The following is a 16632-nucleotide window of genomic DNA, read 5'->3' as shown; positions in this document are numbered from 1 at the left end:
ATAAATTGTAACAAAGATGAAGTTCAATACAAGGATTTTAAACTATATCAAAAGCAATTTTACTTTCTACTTTATTCATATATATTCTTAATTTCTTTCCTTTTATTAATTTACGATTCAGTATTTCTTCCGCTAAGTAACTTTTTATCTCTTTTTCAATAAGTCTCTCTATTGGACGTGCTCCCATTTCCTTACTATAACCCATTTGTACAAGATAAGATTTCACTTCACCCTCTACCAAGCAGTTTATGCCTTTTTGCGTCAGTTGCTTTTTCAGTTCTAGGACAAATTTATCCACAATATGCAAAATCACATCCGTACTTAAGTCAGCAAAAGAAATAATCGCATCAAGACGATTACGAAATTCAGGGCTAAAAACCTGTTCTATTGCTTTTTCGCTATCACCAATGTTAAAATTTTTATGCCCAAAGCCAACAAAACTTTTGCTGCGTTCAACTGCTCCTGCATTGGTTGTCATAATTAAAATTATATTGGAAAAGTTAACTTTACGTCCGTAAGTGTCTGTAACACAACCATAATCCATAATTTGTAGCAATATATTATAGATATCGCTATGGGCCTTTTCAATTTCATCAAGCAGCACAACACTATATTGATTGTTAGATACAGACTCTGTGAGTAATCCACCCTGATCATAACCTACATATCCAGGAGGAGAACCAATCATCCTTGATATCGTATGAGATTCAATATATTCGGACATATCAAAGCGTATAAGATTCATGCCCATGCTTTCTGCTAATTGTTTTGCTAGCTCGGTTTTACCAACACCGGTTGGCCCTGCAAAAAGATAATTTGCTAAAGGCTTATTGTAATTTCTCAACCCAGATTTAGCAATTTTAATAGAATTAACAAGAGATTCTATTGCCTGCTCTTGGCCAAAAATTACCTTTTCTAGATTAGCTTTTAAAGACTTCACTTTCTGCAAATCATCAGATTCAGATCCGCAAGGCACATTTGTAATTCTAGTAATGGTATTCTTAATATCTCTACTATTTACAATTTTACCCCTATTTCTTAGCAATTTACAATATGCCCCTGCCTCATCAATAACATCAACCGCTTTATCAGGTAATATTCGCCCAGTAATATACTTATGCGAAAGTTCAGCCGCAGACCTAATGGCATTTTTTGTATAATATACTCCATGATACCCTTCATAGTAGTGCTTTATACCATCTAGTATCTTTATCGTTTCATTAACAGAAGATTCTTTAACATTAATTTTTTGAAACCTTCTCGCTAGTGCTTTATCTTTTTCAAAACTAGTGCTATATTCTCTATATGTAGTTGCACCTATACAACGCAGTGTACCTCTTGCAAGCGCAGGTTTGAGTAGGTTACCGGCATCAAGAAAGCTACCACTTGTAGAACCTGCTCCAATGATAGTGTGTATTTCATCAATAAAAAGGATAGCACCTGGTTTTACCTCAATCGCTTTTATTATAGATTTTATTCTCTCTTCAAAATCACCTCTGTAGCGTGTCCCTGCAAGGAGTGATCCTAAATCCAAAGCATAAATTATACTGGACCTGAGCGCACTCGGAACACTGCCTTCAATGATCTTCAATACCAAACCCTCAACTATTGTTGTTTTGCCAACACCTGGGTCTCCAACATATAAAGGGTTGTTTTTTCTACGCCTCAATAATATTTCTATAGTGCGATTTAATTCATAATCACGACCAATAACATAATCTATTTTTTTGCTTCTTGCATAGTCATTTAAATTTTTACAATAACTTTGTAGAATTTCCTCATCTTTTAGTAGCTCACCTTTATTCACTGTAGTGGAAGCGTCATTATTTTTATCAAGTTTTACTTTATGATTGGTGGTGTATTCATCTATATCGTTAGAGTATTTTATATTAGATATATGGTAAATCAAATTGGAATCTTTCGCACTTTGTTTCTGCAATAGATCTTCGACGTAGAAATTTTGCTCAGACAAAATTTCTACTAGAACACTTGCTCCATTTATTTCTTTTTTCCCCAAGCTATGAGCCCGTATTATTGCTCTGTGTATTATGCATTGAAACATTGAGCTAGGTTTAACTCCACTGATAATCAATTCAGAACTGCTTTGTAAAAACCCTTTTATATTATTATTATAATCATTAGCCTTAATATTGCATCTTGATAGAATGTTATCCATATTGATGATTTCATCGGCTCTGATATTACATCTTGATAAAACGTAATTTACATCCACGTCTTTAGTTAACGCCAGCAATAAATGTTCTACTTTCGCATATTTTAGATTAAAATTAGAAGCAATGAGTAGCGCTCTATTCAAACTTGCCTCTAAGTTTTTGGAAATCATCTCCTATTCTCTTTAAAAGTGGGAACTCATATATAATGAATAGCACACAATTATTAAAAAAATTGAAATCCAGCAGTGCGCTGTAACCAATTTGAATCCCCACTCTGGATCTACGTCATAGCACCGCGATATCTCAACATAGATTCCGCTAATGAGTAGCGGAATGACGAGTTTTACGCTTATCAAGTTGTAGGTAAATCCTATTTAATATGCTTTTTCTAGTACTCTGCTTTTCTTTTTAAATGCATTGATCTTTTTTCTACCGTATTTAGTCTTTAACGTACTTGGTCTTTTAAAGACCTTTTTGCTATTACGTTTTTTAAATTGCACACTACAATCAAAATTTGGCTCTCCTTCTTTGTCTGCCAATGCAGGCAGTCTTCTCTTATCTTGAGGTGTAACAAAAGATAGCGCATGCCCTTCAGCTCCAGCACGTGCAGTTCTGCCTATACGATGAATATAGTCAGCTTGCGATTGTGGTGCATCATAATTGATAACATGTTGAATGTGGGGAATATCAAGGCCGCGAGAAGCAACATCTGTTGCAACCATGATTTGATTGCGGCCACGACGAAAAGAATTAATGACCCTTTCACGCTTGTGCTGCCTTAAATCACCATGAATTGCTAAAGCGCTATAGTCATCTTTGTACAATCTGCTAGCTAGCTGATCCGCTCCTCGCTTTGTTTTGACAAAGATAATGATTGATCCTTCGCGCTGACATAGTTGTGTAACAAGCTTTTCATATTTTTCTGATTCTGATGCATAAACAATCTCTTGCTTAATTTTTACAGAAGTTGTAGTCTCACAATCAACAGAAATACGTTCTGGTCGATTAAGGTACTTCTCAGTAAGTTTAACTATATCACTAGGCAGAGTTGCAGAAAACATAAGAGTCTGCCGTATTTTTGGCAGATATTTCATGATCCCTTCAATTTGAATTCCAAAGCCCATATCAAACATACGATCCGTTTCATCAAGCACAAGAACGCTAACATTGCGAGTAATCAAAGTTTTACGCTCAATATGGTCTATAATACGACCAGGAGTACCTATTACAATTTGTGGTTTTTTCTGAAGCTGATTTAGCTGCCTAAAAATAGGCTCACCACCAATCAATAAAGCGACCCTTAGTGCAGAATTTTGAAATAAGAGTTTTCTTATCTCATTTGTTACCTGATGCGCAAGCTCCCTGGTTGGCACGATGACTAAAGATGAACCAGTGTTAGGCTCATTCAGCAACTTAGCAACCAACGGAATAGCAAATGCCAAAGTTTTTCCAGTTCCCGTTTGAGCAGACCCAAGAATATCTTTACCTTGTAGCGCTAAAGGAATCGCTTGTATTTGAATCGGAGTTGGGACGAAAAGATTATTTTTATCTAGAGCTTGTGTAAGCGAAGCTGGGAGACCCATCTCATGAAAATTATTCACAATACGTTAACCCTATTAAAAGACTTCATAATAGATTAATCTTCTAATCTTAAATTTATTGCAGATTTTTTATCTTCTCCGTTTCTACCGCGCTCCTCTTTAACCTCATAACTCACCCTTTCTCCTTTTATCCCCTTCTCTTTATTCTCTCCTTTAAGTGTCTCAGGCCTTATTCCTGAACGTTCCAACGTGCTAATATGTACAAAAACGTCACCCCCTTTACCTTCTGGCTTGATGAAACCATAGCCTTTTTCGACATTAAACCATTTTACATTACCAAATTCCATTTAAACAACTCCTAAATTATTAACTAACATTACTAATGTGATGAAAAACTTTGAAATTACGATTGAGAATGCTTTAAGCTTAGCTATTGAAACTAAACCTTTATACTCCATAGTCTATTCTTAACATTACATGACAATAATACACAATTGTTGTACTTAATGCAAATAAAATTTTTAATCATTAAGCGAACCTGCAACCGTCATTTCGCTAACTTTAATCGTTGGTGAATTAAATTGCCCACAAAAAGTTAGATCATCTGCAACGACTAAATCTCTAAACATATCCTTCAAATTGCTAGCAATGGTAATCTCATGTATTGGATACGTTATTTTTCCATTTTCTATAAAAAATCCGGAAGCGCCTTGGCTGTAATCGCCATTGATTAAATTAATACCAAAACCAAATAAATCAGTTACATATATTCCCTCTTTCACTTCCTGAATTAATTCTTCAAACGATACATCACCATTCTCAATGTAGAGGTTACTAGCTGCAGGAATAACTGCGGCATTACTTGCACGAGTTGCACTTCCGGTTGTTTCTGAGTCTAATTTTCTAGCCGAGTATAAGTCTAAAATCCAATTTTGTAATATTCCGTTTTTTACAAATATATTTTTCTTGCTAGTTATCCCTTCTCCATCAAATGGTCTCGATGCTATGCCTCTTGGCAACAATGGATCATCGATAATATTAATTCTATCATTGAAAATCTGAGCGTTTAAACTACCTCTCAAGAAAGAACTGTTGCTTATAATACTGCTCCCATTTATAGCAGAAGCAAAACTTTTTACTAGCCCTTTTGCTGCTCTTTTTTCAAAAATAACTGGAAATTTACCAATTTTCATTGTACGTGAATTCAATTGATCAACTGCTCTTTTTGCTGCTTCTTTTCCCATTAACTCTGGCAACTTTAAATCACTAAAATTACATGCTATATCATAATCGTAACCAACCTTCATTTCACTTTCTCTTCCAGCAACAACAGAGACCTGATTAGCAAAGGTTGATTTACTAAACGAGCCAATAAAACCAGAAACAGTCGATAATACTGTATTCACTAAAGCGTATGAAGAAGAGGCTCCTTCAGAATTAGTGATACTCTTATGTGCAAGGGCTGAATTTTCTGCAGCTTCAGCAATTTCTTTTAGGTTATCAACGGTTACAACATTATTATCTGAGATACTTAAATCTGCAGAAGAGATATAATTACTACCATTTACAGCAAAGTTGATACAAGCATCTTCCGGCGCATTCTTTGCCATTTCTACCACTTGGCTTACCGTATCACTAAGATTATTCAAATCATTTGTAGAAATATACGCAGCTTTGTTCTTACCTGCTATAGCTCTGATTCCTACAGTGCAATTTTTAGATTGTGATATTTGCTCAATTTTTGATAGACGCTGAGAAACTGAAGTCTTATTAGTTTCATATATTGTAACTTCTGCATCTTGATTCTGCTTTTTTATTAATTTAGTGATATCTGCTGCAATATTTAATATATTCATTTTCTATTCCTTAGATTTTTATAAAGACTCTGCACCACCTATCACTTCAATTAAATCAGTTGTAATTGCTGCTTGACGAGAACGATTATAAAGCAATGCTAGTTTGTTCAGCATCTCTTTAGTGTTTCTGTTTGCTGATTCCATAGCAACCATCCTAGCACTATTCTCACTTGTTGCACTTTCAAGCAAAGCAGAGTAAAGAGCAATTACAACGTAATCTTGAACCAAAGATTTTAAAATAAATTCAATATTTTGTGGTTCATACTCGTAGCCGTAATCTGTTGTTGTACCAGCCAGAGAGTTGTCAATCAAGGATGAGTCTTCACTCCATGGTTTTATTGTTTCCAACATTGGCTTTTGCGTGAAGGTATTATAGAACTTACTATAAAAAACTTTAACTTTATCGTATTTACTTAAATCTATACCATCAAGCAAAGCTTCTACGTACTTTAACGTGATCCCCTTACTATTTTCAATTTTTAAGATACTTTTAGAGTCAAATCTATTTTTACCTACATCAAAAGCTTTTTTACCAAGAAATACAATATCTACTTTTTTGCCATTTGCGATTGACTTATTTACACGCTCTTGACTAAATTTGACAATAGAAGAGTTAAAGTTGCCGCACAAGCCACGATCAGATGCAACAATGAATACTAGGTAAGAACCGTCATTACTGATATTTAGAATTTTTGCCAATAATTTTTGATCAATTGATAGCATTAATGAAGAAATAATGCTATGCAGCTTAGATATATATAATTTTGAATTTGATAATTTCTTTTGGCTTTGTAATAACTTTGCTGCAGAAACCATTTGCATTATTTTCGTGGTTTTCTGTACAGACCTAATATTCTTAATTCTTAAGGATAATTCCTTTAAGCTCTTCATTTTGTATACAACCCTGATTTATTAAAATATATAATTGTTAGTGTCTAAAAGCAAGTTTTTTTGACATTAGAACCAAGTCTAACTAAAAAACTTGCAGGTTTATTATTTTGAAATAAGGGTTATATTAAGAGATCTACTCCAAAAATTGTTCAATAGAGGTCTTTGATGGTAATTTCCCATATATTATTATCATCACACTTTGTGGAACCTTATAATATATAACAAACGCAATTAAAACTATTGCAATTTGAACATTTATGATCCCATTGCTTTAGTTCTCTGTTACAATTTTTACACTTCCAGCCCGGATCAGGCAAAGCTTCTGAGCCCATCTTGTTTAGCCAATAAACTACCTTGTCGTGTTCTTGCAATGTAATCTTGAGTTGTATTACAATAAAGTAGATTGACATGTAATTAGCTTTTTTCATAGCAGTGTCTAAATATTGACTTGCAAGATCATATTTACCTGAACTCACTGAGGACAAAGCAAGTAAACAGTAACTAAAATAATAATCAGGGCGTAAGTTGTATAGTCTTTCAGCACCTTTACTATTTAAATTGATGTACATTTTAGCTGACTGAGGAGTAGGATTTACTGCATATTCTGCCTCTAGCACTGCAGAAGCTTTTCTGATTTTTCCAAGTTTAATATATAATTCTACCTTTAAATAATTGATGGACCGAAAAGTTGCATAATAACTTTGTGCTCTGAATAAAGACTTTATAGCTCCTTTAAAATCACCTTTACTTTCATATTGTTTTGCCAAAGCACAATAAAAAACTGCAAACATTTCTTTATGGTCAAATGGAAGAAAAATATTGAACTTAACTGCTTCCTTTAACCTAAAAATCGCATTAATCCAATCTTCTTTCAATATGCAATGCTCTATTTGAAAGGGAATAGATAGCATTTTATCATTAATTGAACTAGAGCAATATTCTATAAATTTTTGAAAGACTACTCTTTCTTGTTTGAGGTGAACGATCAGCTTATTGGCCAGAAGTAGAGCTAAGTTACGATTTTTATTTGCAATATTTGTTAAACCGTTACTGAAAAAGCTGTAATTTCCCGTCTTACCTGAGTTAAAGAGCTTTATTAAAGATAACCTATTGCTTTTTTCATTTAAACTTTTAACTACCTTTTGAGCGTTCTCTATATTGTCTAAGTCTATGCTAAAGAAAGCTTCAAAGAGAAGCAATTCTTCCCTATCTCTTCTTCTATTTCTTATGTTGGCAAATGTTGATAAAATGGAGGAAAAAAAGCGTACAAGTGTAATTAATAAAAATAATAAAACTACACAAGTAAAAATAATGAAATATAGATCAATACTTATAGTGTAATTGCCTAATTCCAATTTTATTACTTCACCACTTACCTTAACCCATATGCCAAATAAAAACGAAAGAGCGAAAATTATAAAATAAATCATGAGATATATTGTAACAAGTGATGATATATTGTTGAAATATTCTTAGAAGCTACAATAAAACCATTCAATTTATTCAGCCATGGCTTGAATTCTGAATGCGTTAAATTGCTTACTGTAACAGTTATATTTTGCCAATCATTATCGTTTATTGACTCCTCAATTTCTGCGAATTTTGCCCTTAATGGGTCATTTTTATCTTGTATTCTAATCCAGTTTGAAATGATTTTTTTAGACAATGTACTTTTATTGTAGTTAATAACAGCAATGGTCTTCTCAAAAGATAACTTCAACTCACGTAAAGTATCTACCTCTTTCAAACTTTCCAATTCATTTACTGCATTTTCTATCTCTGGATCATCAAGCTCTGATATCAAAGGCTTTATTGAATTTATATGATTATCAAATTTTGCTTCTCGCAATAACGAATTCTTCATTTTAACTACAAGTAGCAGCAATCTTGCGAGGTTCTTATGCCTTGAGCTACCATCACCTTGCTCACATTGAGTGTGCAGACCTCTCTTTAAGTCAAATATCTTTTTTTCTACCCTGGATTGATTAACTTCAAGTGACATTCTGAATTCATCTATTTTTTCCGTTAAAACATTTATATTGTCTTTGCTTTCTTGCTGAGTTATTTTTAAAAAGATTATGTTATTTATTGTGATGTAACCGGTAAATAACAATACAATTAAGAACCAACCTATGTACTTTTGCTGAGTATCATTCATAACGTAGTATCTCCGCAGGATCTTGTGCAGCTGCCTGCAATGCAGGAGCAATTGTCGCTAAAAATGATAAGAGTAACGCAAGTGCAGAAATACTTACTACATCTTGAGGGACTAATATCACCGGTAAACTTGAAAAAAAGTATATCATAGGATCAAACAGCTTGACGTTAGTAATGTTTTCTAAAAACACTCTAATACTTTCGATATTGAGAGAAAAAACGACACCTATAATACAGCCAAGACAAGTTCCCGTAAAACCGATTAATAGACCACAAGCGCAAAATATGCGCATAATGCTTCCACTTGTTGCACCAAATGTACGCATAATTGCAATCGCGGATTTCTTTTCTTGCACTATCATCATTAAATTTGAGATAATATTAAATGCTGCTACAACTATAATCAAAGTAAGAATTAAAAACATCACATTTCTCTCAGTTTTTAAAGCACTAAAATAATGGCTTTGCTGTGATTGCCAACTTTCAGCTTTCATTCCTATTTCTTTTTCTATAGCATCTGCCAGCTTACCAGCTCTAGTAACGTCGTCTACAAGTACTTCTATATTTTTTATGCTATTTTCATAATTAAAAAAGGCTTGTGCTGATTTTAGAGGCATATATATCAAGGTATTATCATACTCAAACATACCCATATCAAATATTGCTATAACTTTATATTTTTTCATTCGCGGCATTTCACCAAGTAATGCATCAAATTCTTCAGATGATATAAACGTAATTTTGTCGCCATAGTCAACGTTCAAAGCTTCTGCCAATCGTGCTCCTATTATTATCCCTTCATCAAATTTTTTTACATCACCTATAATTACATTATTTGTAATGGTAGTACTATCAAGCAAATCTTTAGTTGACACACCTCGCACTACGCTACCTGCAATTTTACCATTTGCTACAATAATAACTTGATCATTGGTCATAGGAGTAGCTTTTAATATACCAGGAATTTTCTCAATAGATTTCGAAACTGTGCAGTAATCTGAATTTATGTTCCTATCAAAATAAACATTAATATGGCCATCAATGCCAAGTATTGAGTCAAGCAACTTTGCTCTGAATCCGTTCATCACAGACATCACCACTATTAGTGTTGCAACTCCAAGGGCAATGCCGATAATAGAGAACAAAGTCATTATAGAGCAAAATCTGGCATTTTTCGCTCGCAAATAGCAAGCAGCCATAGTAATTTCAAAGGCAATGGACATTACAAAATATTTTGAGGTTAAACATTATATTCTTGAAACTTCGTATAATTGTAGACTTTTCTTTATTTGAAAACTAGATATTTTTACTCCTTTAAATTTAGCAGACTTATAGAGTATCTTTAACATTAGAATTTCAAAATCTTCCATATACATCATCCAATCTCACTATATCATTATCAGATAAATGCTCTCCTATCTGAAATTCAACTATTTCAAGTGGAGAGCTTGTGCTTTTATAACATAGAAGAAATCAAGAATATTATTGGGTTTATTCAATAAGTTATAATTTTTTCCTTCCATAATTTTCAAATTGTGCAACTAGTTGCTTTACATTTACATCTGTGAGAAGAGCATTTTTGCTAACATGAGGTCTCGGATCAGATTTTGCTGATAAGGGATTCATCTGAGATATTTCATCCCTCATTGGAAATAAGCGAGATTGGGAAGTAACTTTTGGTGATGGCCTAGTTTTTTTCTCCACATCTATATTCACTTGTGCAACAGGAGGGGTCCTGCTTTCAATAGTTTGCGCATTAGGACTTTCTTTTGCTTGATTTTGTTTGAATTTTTTTCTTATCTCTTGTACTTTAATATCGATATTATAATTAATTTCTTTTTCCATAGAAGATACTACCATTTCTAGCTTTGTGCTTGATTTTTGATCAATATGACCTAACTTTTTAAGTTTTGGTGGTAATTCAGGTTTATCTTTAGTTGATTTAGGAACAGTTCCTACTACTTTTGGTTTTTGTCTAACTTCCTGACCAGCAGTAAACATTTTTTTTGGCAATGGGGGTGCTATTGATGGTTTTGGCAATATAGGAGGTTTAGATTGTTGTTTTTGTTTAAGTTCTCTTTTTGCTTCTATATGTTCTTTAAGAACTGTTGCATAAATTAGCTCTTCTCTAGGCGATTTTGAACTTTGTGAATTTTCTGTTAAAATTTTACTCTTCTTCTCTTGATAATTTGATACCTCTTTGTATCCAGGCTTTTCATCTAATGAATTTCCATGGCCTGAATCATTATAATTAACTTCCACTTGTCTATTTTCTTTTAGAAAACTGCGTTCTGGCTTTTCTGGAGCTATTGCAATATTTCCTCTTTCAACTTGCTCCAAACCTGAAATTTTACGATAAGCCTCTAGATATTCAAAGATTGTCATTGAAGTAGGAGGAGGTAATTTATCAATAAAACTACTTATATTCTTAACTGGAACATTTCTTCCCGAGATTCTATTCAATATTTCCTTTAATATCTTAAGACCTGATGGCTTTCCATTCATTGATTTTACATAATCAATTGAGTCACTACGTATAACAAACTTAGCTACATCTTCTGCCTTATCTGTAAAACGCTTTAATGCCTGAGATAAATCCCTTACCGTTTTATTATAATGTCTAATAGTTACTAACTCATCTCCTGCTTTTATAGCTTCTTTAAGGAAATCGAGATTTTCTCTATAATTGTCACTTTTAAATGGATCCTTCATATTAATTACAACTCATTATTTATTAAAATATGGGTATAGATTTAAAATATTAAGATTTAGTAAATATTATTTTTTACATAAAGCAACTATATCCATATTATAAATTGCCAACAAATGCATTTATGGCGTTACCATATTCTTCCATATACATCATCCAATCTCACTATATCATTATCAGATAAATGCTCTCCTATTTGAAATTCAACTATCTCAAGTGAAAAGCTTGCGCTTCTATTTTCAATCCTATGAGAAACTTCCCTTGGAATTTCTATCACATGATCTTTCAGTACAGAATATTCTTTGTCGCCTAAACTAACATACCCAACTCCCGATAGTACTATATGGTATTCATCTCTATAGCGATGGAATTGCTTAGAAGTGCAGCTTAATGGATTTATAAAAAGATATTTTATAAGAAAATTTTCGCTCATTAAAATTATACTATAAAATCCCCATGGCTTGATTTCTCTTCTTATCGCTTTTGCTTTCTTAACCTTATTAATAAACGATATTAGGCTTTTGTTTGGTTGCTTATAAGCTCCACCCAATAAATTTTTATTACTTTCTGTCGTTGAAGATGGTTCTTTTTCTCTAATCACATGCTGAAATGACAACGGTTCTTTGCTAAACTTCTCACTCAATTCTAAAACTGAATTCCAAGTTCCAACATCCAATCAATCGAAATTAGCTTCTATCATTGCAACGTTTTTTGCTTTTTCCATTACCAAGTAATCAATAGATATGCCTTCAATTCCTGCAAAATCTCGTTGTTTTAAATATAGAAATCTCTCTTGCGGTATGAAATGTTTAAAACATAAATTATAAAGACTTGGGGCAGATTTTTTGATCTCATCTATATAGCGTTTTGCTTTGAACACAAATATTCCAGAATTCCAATAATAATCATTACTTAATACATGCTCAGGTTTCTCTATGAAATCCTTTACTATATGATACTTTTCCTTATGATCATAAACTGCATTTATATAGCCGTATTCAGAATTGAATTCATGAGGCTTAACCCCAAAAGTAACTATAGAGTCAGCCTCAGAAGCTAACTTAGACGCTTTCTCAACGGAAGCATAAAAATTATTCAAATCACCTATAAAATGGTCTGAAGGCAGAATTAACATTATCTCGTTTTCATTGCAGAGAAGCGCAGCAATTAATATCGCTGCTGCTGTTCCAATTTTCACTGGTTCGAAAATCACTTTATATTCTTGCAGCGCATGCAACTCCTTCTTCACTAACGACTCGTACTGTATATTTGTGGCAATTATGGGTGGCATATAACCACTTTTTAGCCTCAATAAAGTGTTCTGAAACATAGTGTTATGGCTAAATATTTTTTGAAATTGCTTTGGCTTCGATAAAGGCCAAAGTCTGCTGCCACTACCACCGCATAGTATTACAGGGTGCATTTAGTTAAGAAAATTAATTAAATAATTAATATCTTATACTGAGGATAAAATGTATGCAAGTTTTTGTTGTGGAATAGCTAATAAAGAAAGTAAATGTTAACTTAAAATAATGGCTGATTAGTGTGGTGGATGTGACAGAGCGCTTGCGCCTGCCTGTCTTTCTTGTGTTATTTTATCAGCATGGTTGCTCAATTTCTCCTGAGCAATAGCCTTTTTTCTAGACTCAGCTATGCTTTCATTATTTAAGCTTTTTCCAACACCTGGTTTTCTAGATTTATCTATACTTTCACTACTTTTGTTTAGCCCCTCTTCTAATTCTTTCTCAATGTCTGGCCTTCTAGCGTTAAGCTCATCCCATGTGCCCACTATACTAAGTGGCTTATGATCCTTTTGCCCTGGCTTTAGCCTTTCTCCACCTTTAATAACATTAAAGTCACTTTTTGCTTCTTCCCAACATCCTTTCAATTGGTGTTTCCACATAGTGAAGTAAGCATCACCATACTTCTTCTTATCTGCTACAAATAATAAAATTGGAGCCTTAAGTATGGTAGCTCCCATATTCACTAAATCTTTTACTGCCATTGCAGGGGTGAACAAAAGATAGCCAAAAGACTTTGCAATTGGGTTTTGTTTGCTTATTAAATGCTCCCCTAATTTTATAGGAAGAGAAGTCAATAATTTAGCACAAACTTTAGCCAAGCTTGTAGCAAAAACGATAGGAACAGATATAAGACTTTTATCTCGCTCTAGATTACCATTCTGATCTCTAATTTCAGAAAAACTAGTGTTTAATTTCTTATAATCACTAGTGTATAGTAATTTTCCATTTCTTCCTTTTTCATCAACAACTTCCTGAACTTTACCTTCTTTATTTTTTACCTCTTTAGTTAGCACAGAAGAATTAGTTAATTCAAACGGATATTGAGGATTCTTAGTTTTTTGAGCTTCAAAAATTGGCACGTGTTTTTTCAAATCCATTCTCGAAAAGCCTAATGGCTCAAAGTATGACTTATTTAACCAATCTATAGGAATTTGCTTACCCTGATTGTCTATATAATTGATAGTAAAATAAGATCTATCATTATCTTCATTTTTGGTAACTAAAGATAATCTGAAACTTGGTTGTTTTCCATTCTCATCTTTTTGACCATACAAAAGTTTATAGGTTGGATTTTTATCTTTATCTAGTATAGCATTTCCATGCATATCCCTGTTTTCTATGATTTTAGCAGACTGTACAATTTGATCATAATTTTTTGGATACTGGCATTTCTTTCCATCATACATCATTACCTTTCTAAGGTCTTCGACGTAAACTTGAGATTCAGGTGAAGTAAACAGATCCTTTACCTTTAGCGTAAAGTCCGTTCCCCACTTTTTCAATCTCTCTAACATATTGCTAAACCAAAATCGCTATAGTTCAATAATAAAACTAGTACACTAATAATATATTAACACAGCACCGGTGATTTTACAAGAAAATATGCCTGTAAAAGAAAAAAATTGTGAAGGCAAGAACTATATAAGTAATGCTTGATAAGTACTTTATGCATGTAATTGTAAAAATCCTTAGAGATACGCTGTGTATATAATCTTCACACACTACCTGCATTCCAAGAACTGCATGCCAGAAAATACAAAACAATAATACAACAAAAAATAAAAGCTCTAGAGGATGATCAATGGCCTGAAATAATTTTTCATTAAAAGACAAAGGGCTATCAGCATAAAGTGCGCAAGAAAATGAATAGATAAACCAAGGAAACAGGAGCAGTAAAATTACCGCAGAAACACGCTGGACCCACCAATGATGTACTGAATTTCCAAATTGACTCATATAAACATAAATAAAAAAGCAATAGTAGAAAGAAGTAGCGTTACTGTCAGCAGTATAGCACTCCTTGAAACGCCAGTAATTTCTAAATTAAGCCCAATATCCCACAATAAATGACGAATACCATTAAGAAAATGATATACAAAACTTATAAAACATAAGACATAAGCTAATTTAGCAACAGGAGTGAATAATAATGCATTTAAGTACCTTACTATAAGTAACTCAGGAAAGTAAATATGTAATATGAAATACCAAGAAAGTATCATTAATAAAAGGAATAGCAAGATACCAGTCAATCTGTGCATAATAGAGAAAAGACTAGTAACTTGTACTTTATATATTTGTAAATGTGGAGAAAGAGGCCTATCACTCATAAAATTCCGTTACCGGGAAATTAAAATAAAGTAGAAGTAAAGACAGCAGTATAGCACATAACAACACCATCATTAAAAATGGTAAGTTATGTGCAAAGCCTAAGGAGGTAATCCAGCTGCAGATTCCCCTACTGCTACCTTGTTACGACTTCACCCCAGTCACCGATCCCACTTTAAATAACTCCCTCCTTGCGGTTAGGTCGTTAGCTTCGAGTGAAACCAATTCCCATGGCGTGACGGGCAGTGTGTACAAGACCCGAGAACGTATTCACCGTGGCGTGCTGATCCACGATTACTAGCGATTCCAACTTCATGCACTCGAGTTGCAGAGTACAATCCGAACTGAGATGGCTTTTAAGGGATTAGCTTAGCCTCGCGACTTTGCAGCCCATTGTAGCCACCATTGTAGCACGTGTGTAGCCCACTCCATAAGGGCCATGATGACTTGACATCATCCCCACCTTCCTCCAGTTTATCACTGGCAGTTTCCTTAAAGTCCCCAGCATTACCTGATGGTAACTAAGGATGAGGGTTGCGCTCGTTGCGGGACTTAACCCAACATCTCACGACACGAGCTGACGACAGCCATGCAACACCTGTGTGAAATCCGGCCGAACCGACCCTATCCCTTCGAATAGGTATAATTTCCATGTCAAGGAGTGGTAAGGTTTTTCGCGTTGCATCGAATTAAACCACATGCTCCACCGCTTGTGCGGGTCCCCGTCAATTCCTTTGAGTTTTAATCTTGCGACCGTAGTCCCCAGGCGGAATGTTTAACGCGTTAGCTGTAATACAGAAAGTAAACTCCCCATATTTAACATTCATCGTTTACAGCGTGGACTACCAGGGTATCTAATCCTGTTTGCTCCCCACGCCTTCGCGCCTCAGCGTCAGATTTGAACCAGATAGACGCCTTCGCCACTGGTGTTCCTCCTAATATTTACGAATTTCACCTCTACACTAGGAATTCCTCTATCCTCTTTCAATCTCTAGGTTAGCAGTTTTAAAAGCAGTTCCAAGGTTAAGCCTCGGGATTTCACTTTTAACTTACTAACCAGCCTACGCGCCCTTTACGCCCAATAATTCCGAATAACGCTAGCCCTCTCCGTATTACCGCGGCTGCTGGCACGGAGTTAGCCAGGACTTCTTCTGTGAGTACCGTCATTATCTTCCTCACTAAAAGAGCTTTACAACCCAAAGGCCTTCTTCACTCATGCGGCATGGCTGGATCAGGCTTTCGCCCATTGTCCAATATTCCCCACTGCTGCCTCCCGTAGGAGTCTGGACCGTATCTCAGTTCCAGTGTGGCTGATCATCCTCTCAGATCAGCTATAGATCATTGCCTTGGTAGGCTATTACTCCACCAACTAGCTAATCTAATATAGGCTCATCTAATAGCAATAAATTTTTCCCCCGTAGGGCGTATACGGTATTAGTTGCCGTTTCCAACAATTATTCCGTACTACTAGGTAGATTCCTATACATTACTCACCCGTCTGCCACTAAGTTATACCATAGCAAGCTACAATATAACTCCGTTCGACTTGCATGTGTTAGGCCTGCCGCCAGCGTTCATTCTGAGCCAGGATCAAACTCTCAAATTTAGACTTCAACCTATAAAAGGTTGAGGGTACATCGGATAAATACGACAAAAAATAATTTAGCTTAA

General features: G+C 34.4%; 12 protein-coding genes, 1 rRNA gene and 1 pseudogene. All 14 read right to left on the bottom strand.

Annotation, left to right across the window (positions count from 1 at the left end):
- Positions 1-37: 37 nt before the first annotated feature.
- The 14 genes and pseudogenes from NHG98_RS03635 to NHG98_RS03565 all read right to left on the bottom strand — a co-directional run bounded on the left by NHG98_RS03635 (position 38) and on the right by NHG98_RS03565 (position 16567).
- The gene (locus NHG98_RS03635) at positions 38-2344 is read right to left on the bottom strand and encodes an AAA family ATPase (RefSeq protein ID WP_096617131.1); all 2307 of its coding nucleotides are present in this window, start codon (positions 2342-2344) and stop codon (positions 38-40) included.
- Positions 2345-2548: 204 nt separating this feature from the next.
- Positions 2549-3775 carry a DEAD/DEAH box helicase gene (locus tag NHG98_RS03630; protein ID WP_096617133.1) on the bottom strand — a complete coding sequence of 409 codons (1227 nt, stop codon included), beginning with the start codon at positions 3773-3775 and terminating at the stop codon, positions 2549-2551.
- 35 nt (positions 3776-3810) lie between these two features.
- Positions 3811-4062 (bottom strand): cold-shock protein, encoded by a 252-nt coding sequence (locus NHG98_RS03625; protein WP_096617135.1) that lies wholly within the window; start codon positions 4060-4062, stop codon positions 3811-3813.
- Between the two features lie 174 nt (positions 4063-4236).
- Positions 4237-5571 carry a TldD/PmbA family protein gene (locus tag NHG98_RS03620; RefSeq protein ID WP_096617137.1) on the bottom strand — a complete coding sequence of 445 codons (1335 nt, stop codon included), beginning with the start codon at positions 5569-5571 and terminating at the stop codon, positions 4237-4239.
- Between the two features lie 18 nt (positions 5572-5589).
- Positions 5590-6462, bottom strand: coding sequence for an ATP synthase F1 subunit gamma (gene atpG / locus NHG98_RS03615; RefSeq protein WP_096617139.1), 873 nt, complete (start codon positions 6460-6462; stop codon positions 5590-5592).
- 209 nt (positions 6463-6671) lie between these two features.
- The gene (locus NHG98_RS03610; RefSeq protein WP_096617141.1) at positions 6672-7892 is read right to left on the bottom strand and encodes a heme biosynthesis protein HemY; all 1221 of its coding nucleotides are present in this window, start codon (positions 7890-7892) and stop codon (positions 6672-6674) included.
- Complete coding sequence (locus NHG98_RS03605) at positions 7889-8620, bottom strand: hypothetical protein (RefSeq protein WP_096617143.1); 732 nt, start codon at positions 8618-8620, stop codon at positions 7889-7891. The genes NHG98_RS03610 and NHG98_RS03605 overlap by 4 nt, the downstream gene beginning before the upstream one ends.
- Positions 8613-9842, bottom strand: coding sequence for a lipoprotein-releasing ABC transporter permease subunit (locus tag NHG98_RS03600; RefSeq protein ID WP_096617145.1), 1230 nt, complete (start codon positions 9840-9842; stop codon positions 8613-8615). Before NHG98_RS03600 ends, NHG98_RS03605 begins: the two co-directional genes overlap by 8 nt.
- A gap of 280 nt (positions 9843-10122) precedes the next feature.
- Complete coding sequence (locus NHG98_RS03595) at positions 10123-11331, bottom strand: hypothetical protein (protein ID WP_096617147.1); 1209 nt, start codon at positions 11329-11331, stop codon at positions 10123-10125.
- A 128-nt stretch (positions 11332-11459) separates the two neighbouring features.
- A pseudogene (locus NHG98_RS06535) lies at positions 11460-12752 on the bottom strand (sugar phosphate nucleotidyltransferase).
- A gap of 117 nt (positions 12753-12869) precedes the next feature.
- On the bottom strand, positions 12870-14147 hold the full coding sequence (locus NHG98_RS03580; RefSeq protein WP_259245283.1) for a hypothetical protein: 1278 nt from the start codon (positions 14145-14147) through the stop codon (positions 12870-12872).
- A gap of 76 nt (positions 14148-14223) precedes the next feature.
- Entirely contained in the window at positions 14224-14589 is a 366-nt protein-coding gene (gene sdhD, locus NHG98_RS03575; RefSeq protein ID WP_096617149.1) for a succinate dehydrogenase, hydrophobic membrane anchor protein, read from the bottom strand.
- The gene (gene sdhC, locus NHG98_RS03570; RefSeq protein ID WP_096617151.1) at positions 14586-14963 is read right to left on the bottom strand and encodes a succinate dehydrogenase, cytochrome b556 subunit; all 378 of its coding nucleotides are present in this window, start codon (positions 14961-14963) and stop codon (positions 14586-14588) included. Before sdhC ends, sdhD begins: the two co-directional genes overlap by 4 nt.
- Before the next feature lie 100 nt (positions 14964-15063).
- Positions 15064-16567, bottom strand: a 16S ribosomal RNA gene (locus NHG98_RS03565).
- Between the last annotated feature and the right edge of the window lie 65 nt (positions 16568-16632).

Source organism: Wolbachia endosymbiont of Aedes albopictus, assembly GCF_024804185.1.
Classification (GTDB): Bacteria; Pseudomonadota; Alphaproteobacteria; order Rickettsiales; family Anaplasmataceae; genus Wolbachia; species Wolbachia pipientis_B.
Note: the sequence above shows the minus strand (reverse complement) of the source record. Positions and strands in the feature narration are given on the sequence as shown.

Bases quoted from the DNA above. Each gene is read 5' to 3' on its own strand.
- NHG98_RS03625 (WP_096617135.1), bottom strand. From the start codon at position 4,062: ATGGAATTTGGTAATGTAAAATGGTTTAATGTCGAAAAAGGCTATGGT.
- NHG98_RS03595 (WP_096617147.1), bottom strand. From the start codon at position 11,331: ATGAAGGATCCATTTAAAAGTGACAATTATAGAGAAAATCTCGATTTC.
- NHG98_RS03620 (WP_096617137.1), bottom strand. From the start codon at position 5,571: ATGAATATATTAAATATTGCAGCAGATATCACTAAATTAATAAAAAAG.
- sdhD (WP_096617149.1), bottom strand. From the start codon at position 14,589: ATGAGTCAATTTGGAAATTCAGTACATCATTGGTGGGTCCAGCGTGTT.
- NHG98_RS03605 (WP_096617143.1), bottom strand. From the start codon at position 8,620: ATGAATGATACTCAGCAAAAGTACATAGGTTGGTTCTTAATTGTATTG.
- NHG98_RS03580 (WP_259245283.1), bottom strand. From the start codon at position 14,147: ATGTTAGAGAGATTGAAAAAGTGGGGAACGGACTTTACGCTAAAGGTA.
- NHG98_RS03610 (WP_096617141.1), bottom strand. From the start codon at position 7,892: ATGATTTATTTTATAATTTTCGCTCTTTCGTTTTTATTTGGCATATGG.
- NHG98_RS03600 (WP_096617145.1), bottom strand. From the start codon at position 9,842: ATGTCCATTGCCTTTGAAATTACTATGGCTGCTTGCTATTTGCGAGCG.
- sdhC (WP_096617151.1), bottom strand. From the start codon at position 14,963: ATGAGTGATAGGCCTCTTTCTCCACATTTACAAATATATAAAGTACAA.
- NHG98_RS03635 (WP_096617131.1), bottom strand. From the start codon at position 2,344: ATGATTTCCAAAAACTTAGAGGCAAGTTTGAATAGAGCGCTACTCATT.
- atpG (WP_096617139.1), bottom strand. From the start codon at position 6,462: ATGAAGAGCTTAAAGGAATTATCCTTAAGAATTAAGAATATTAGGTCT.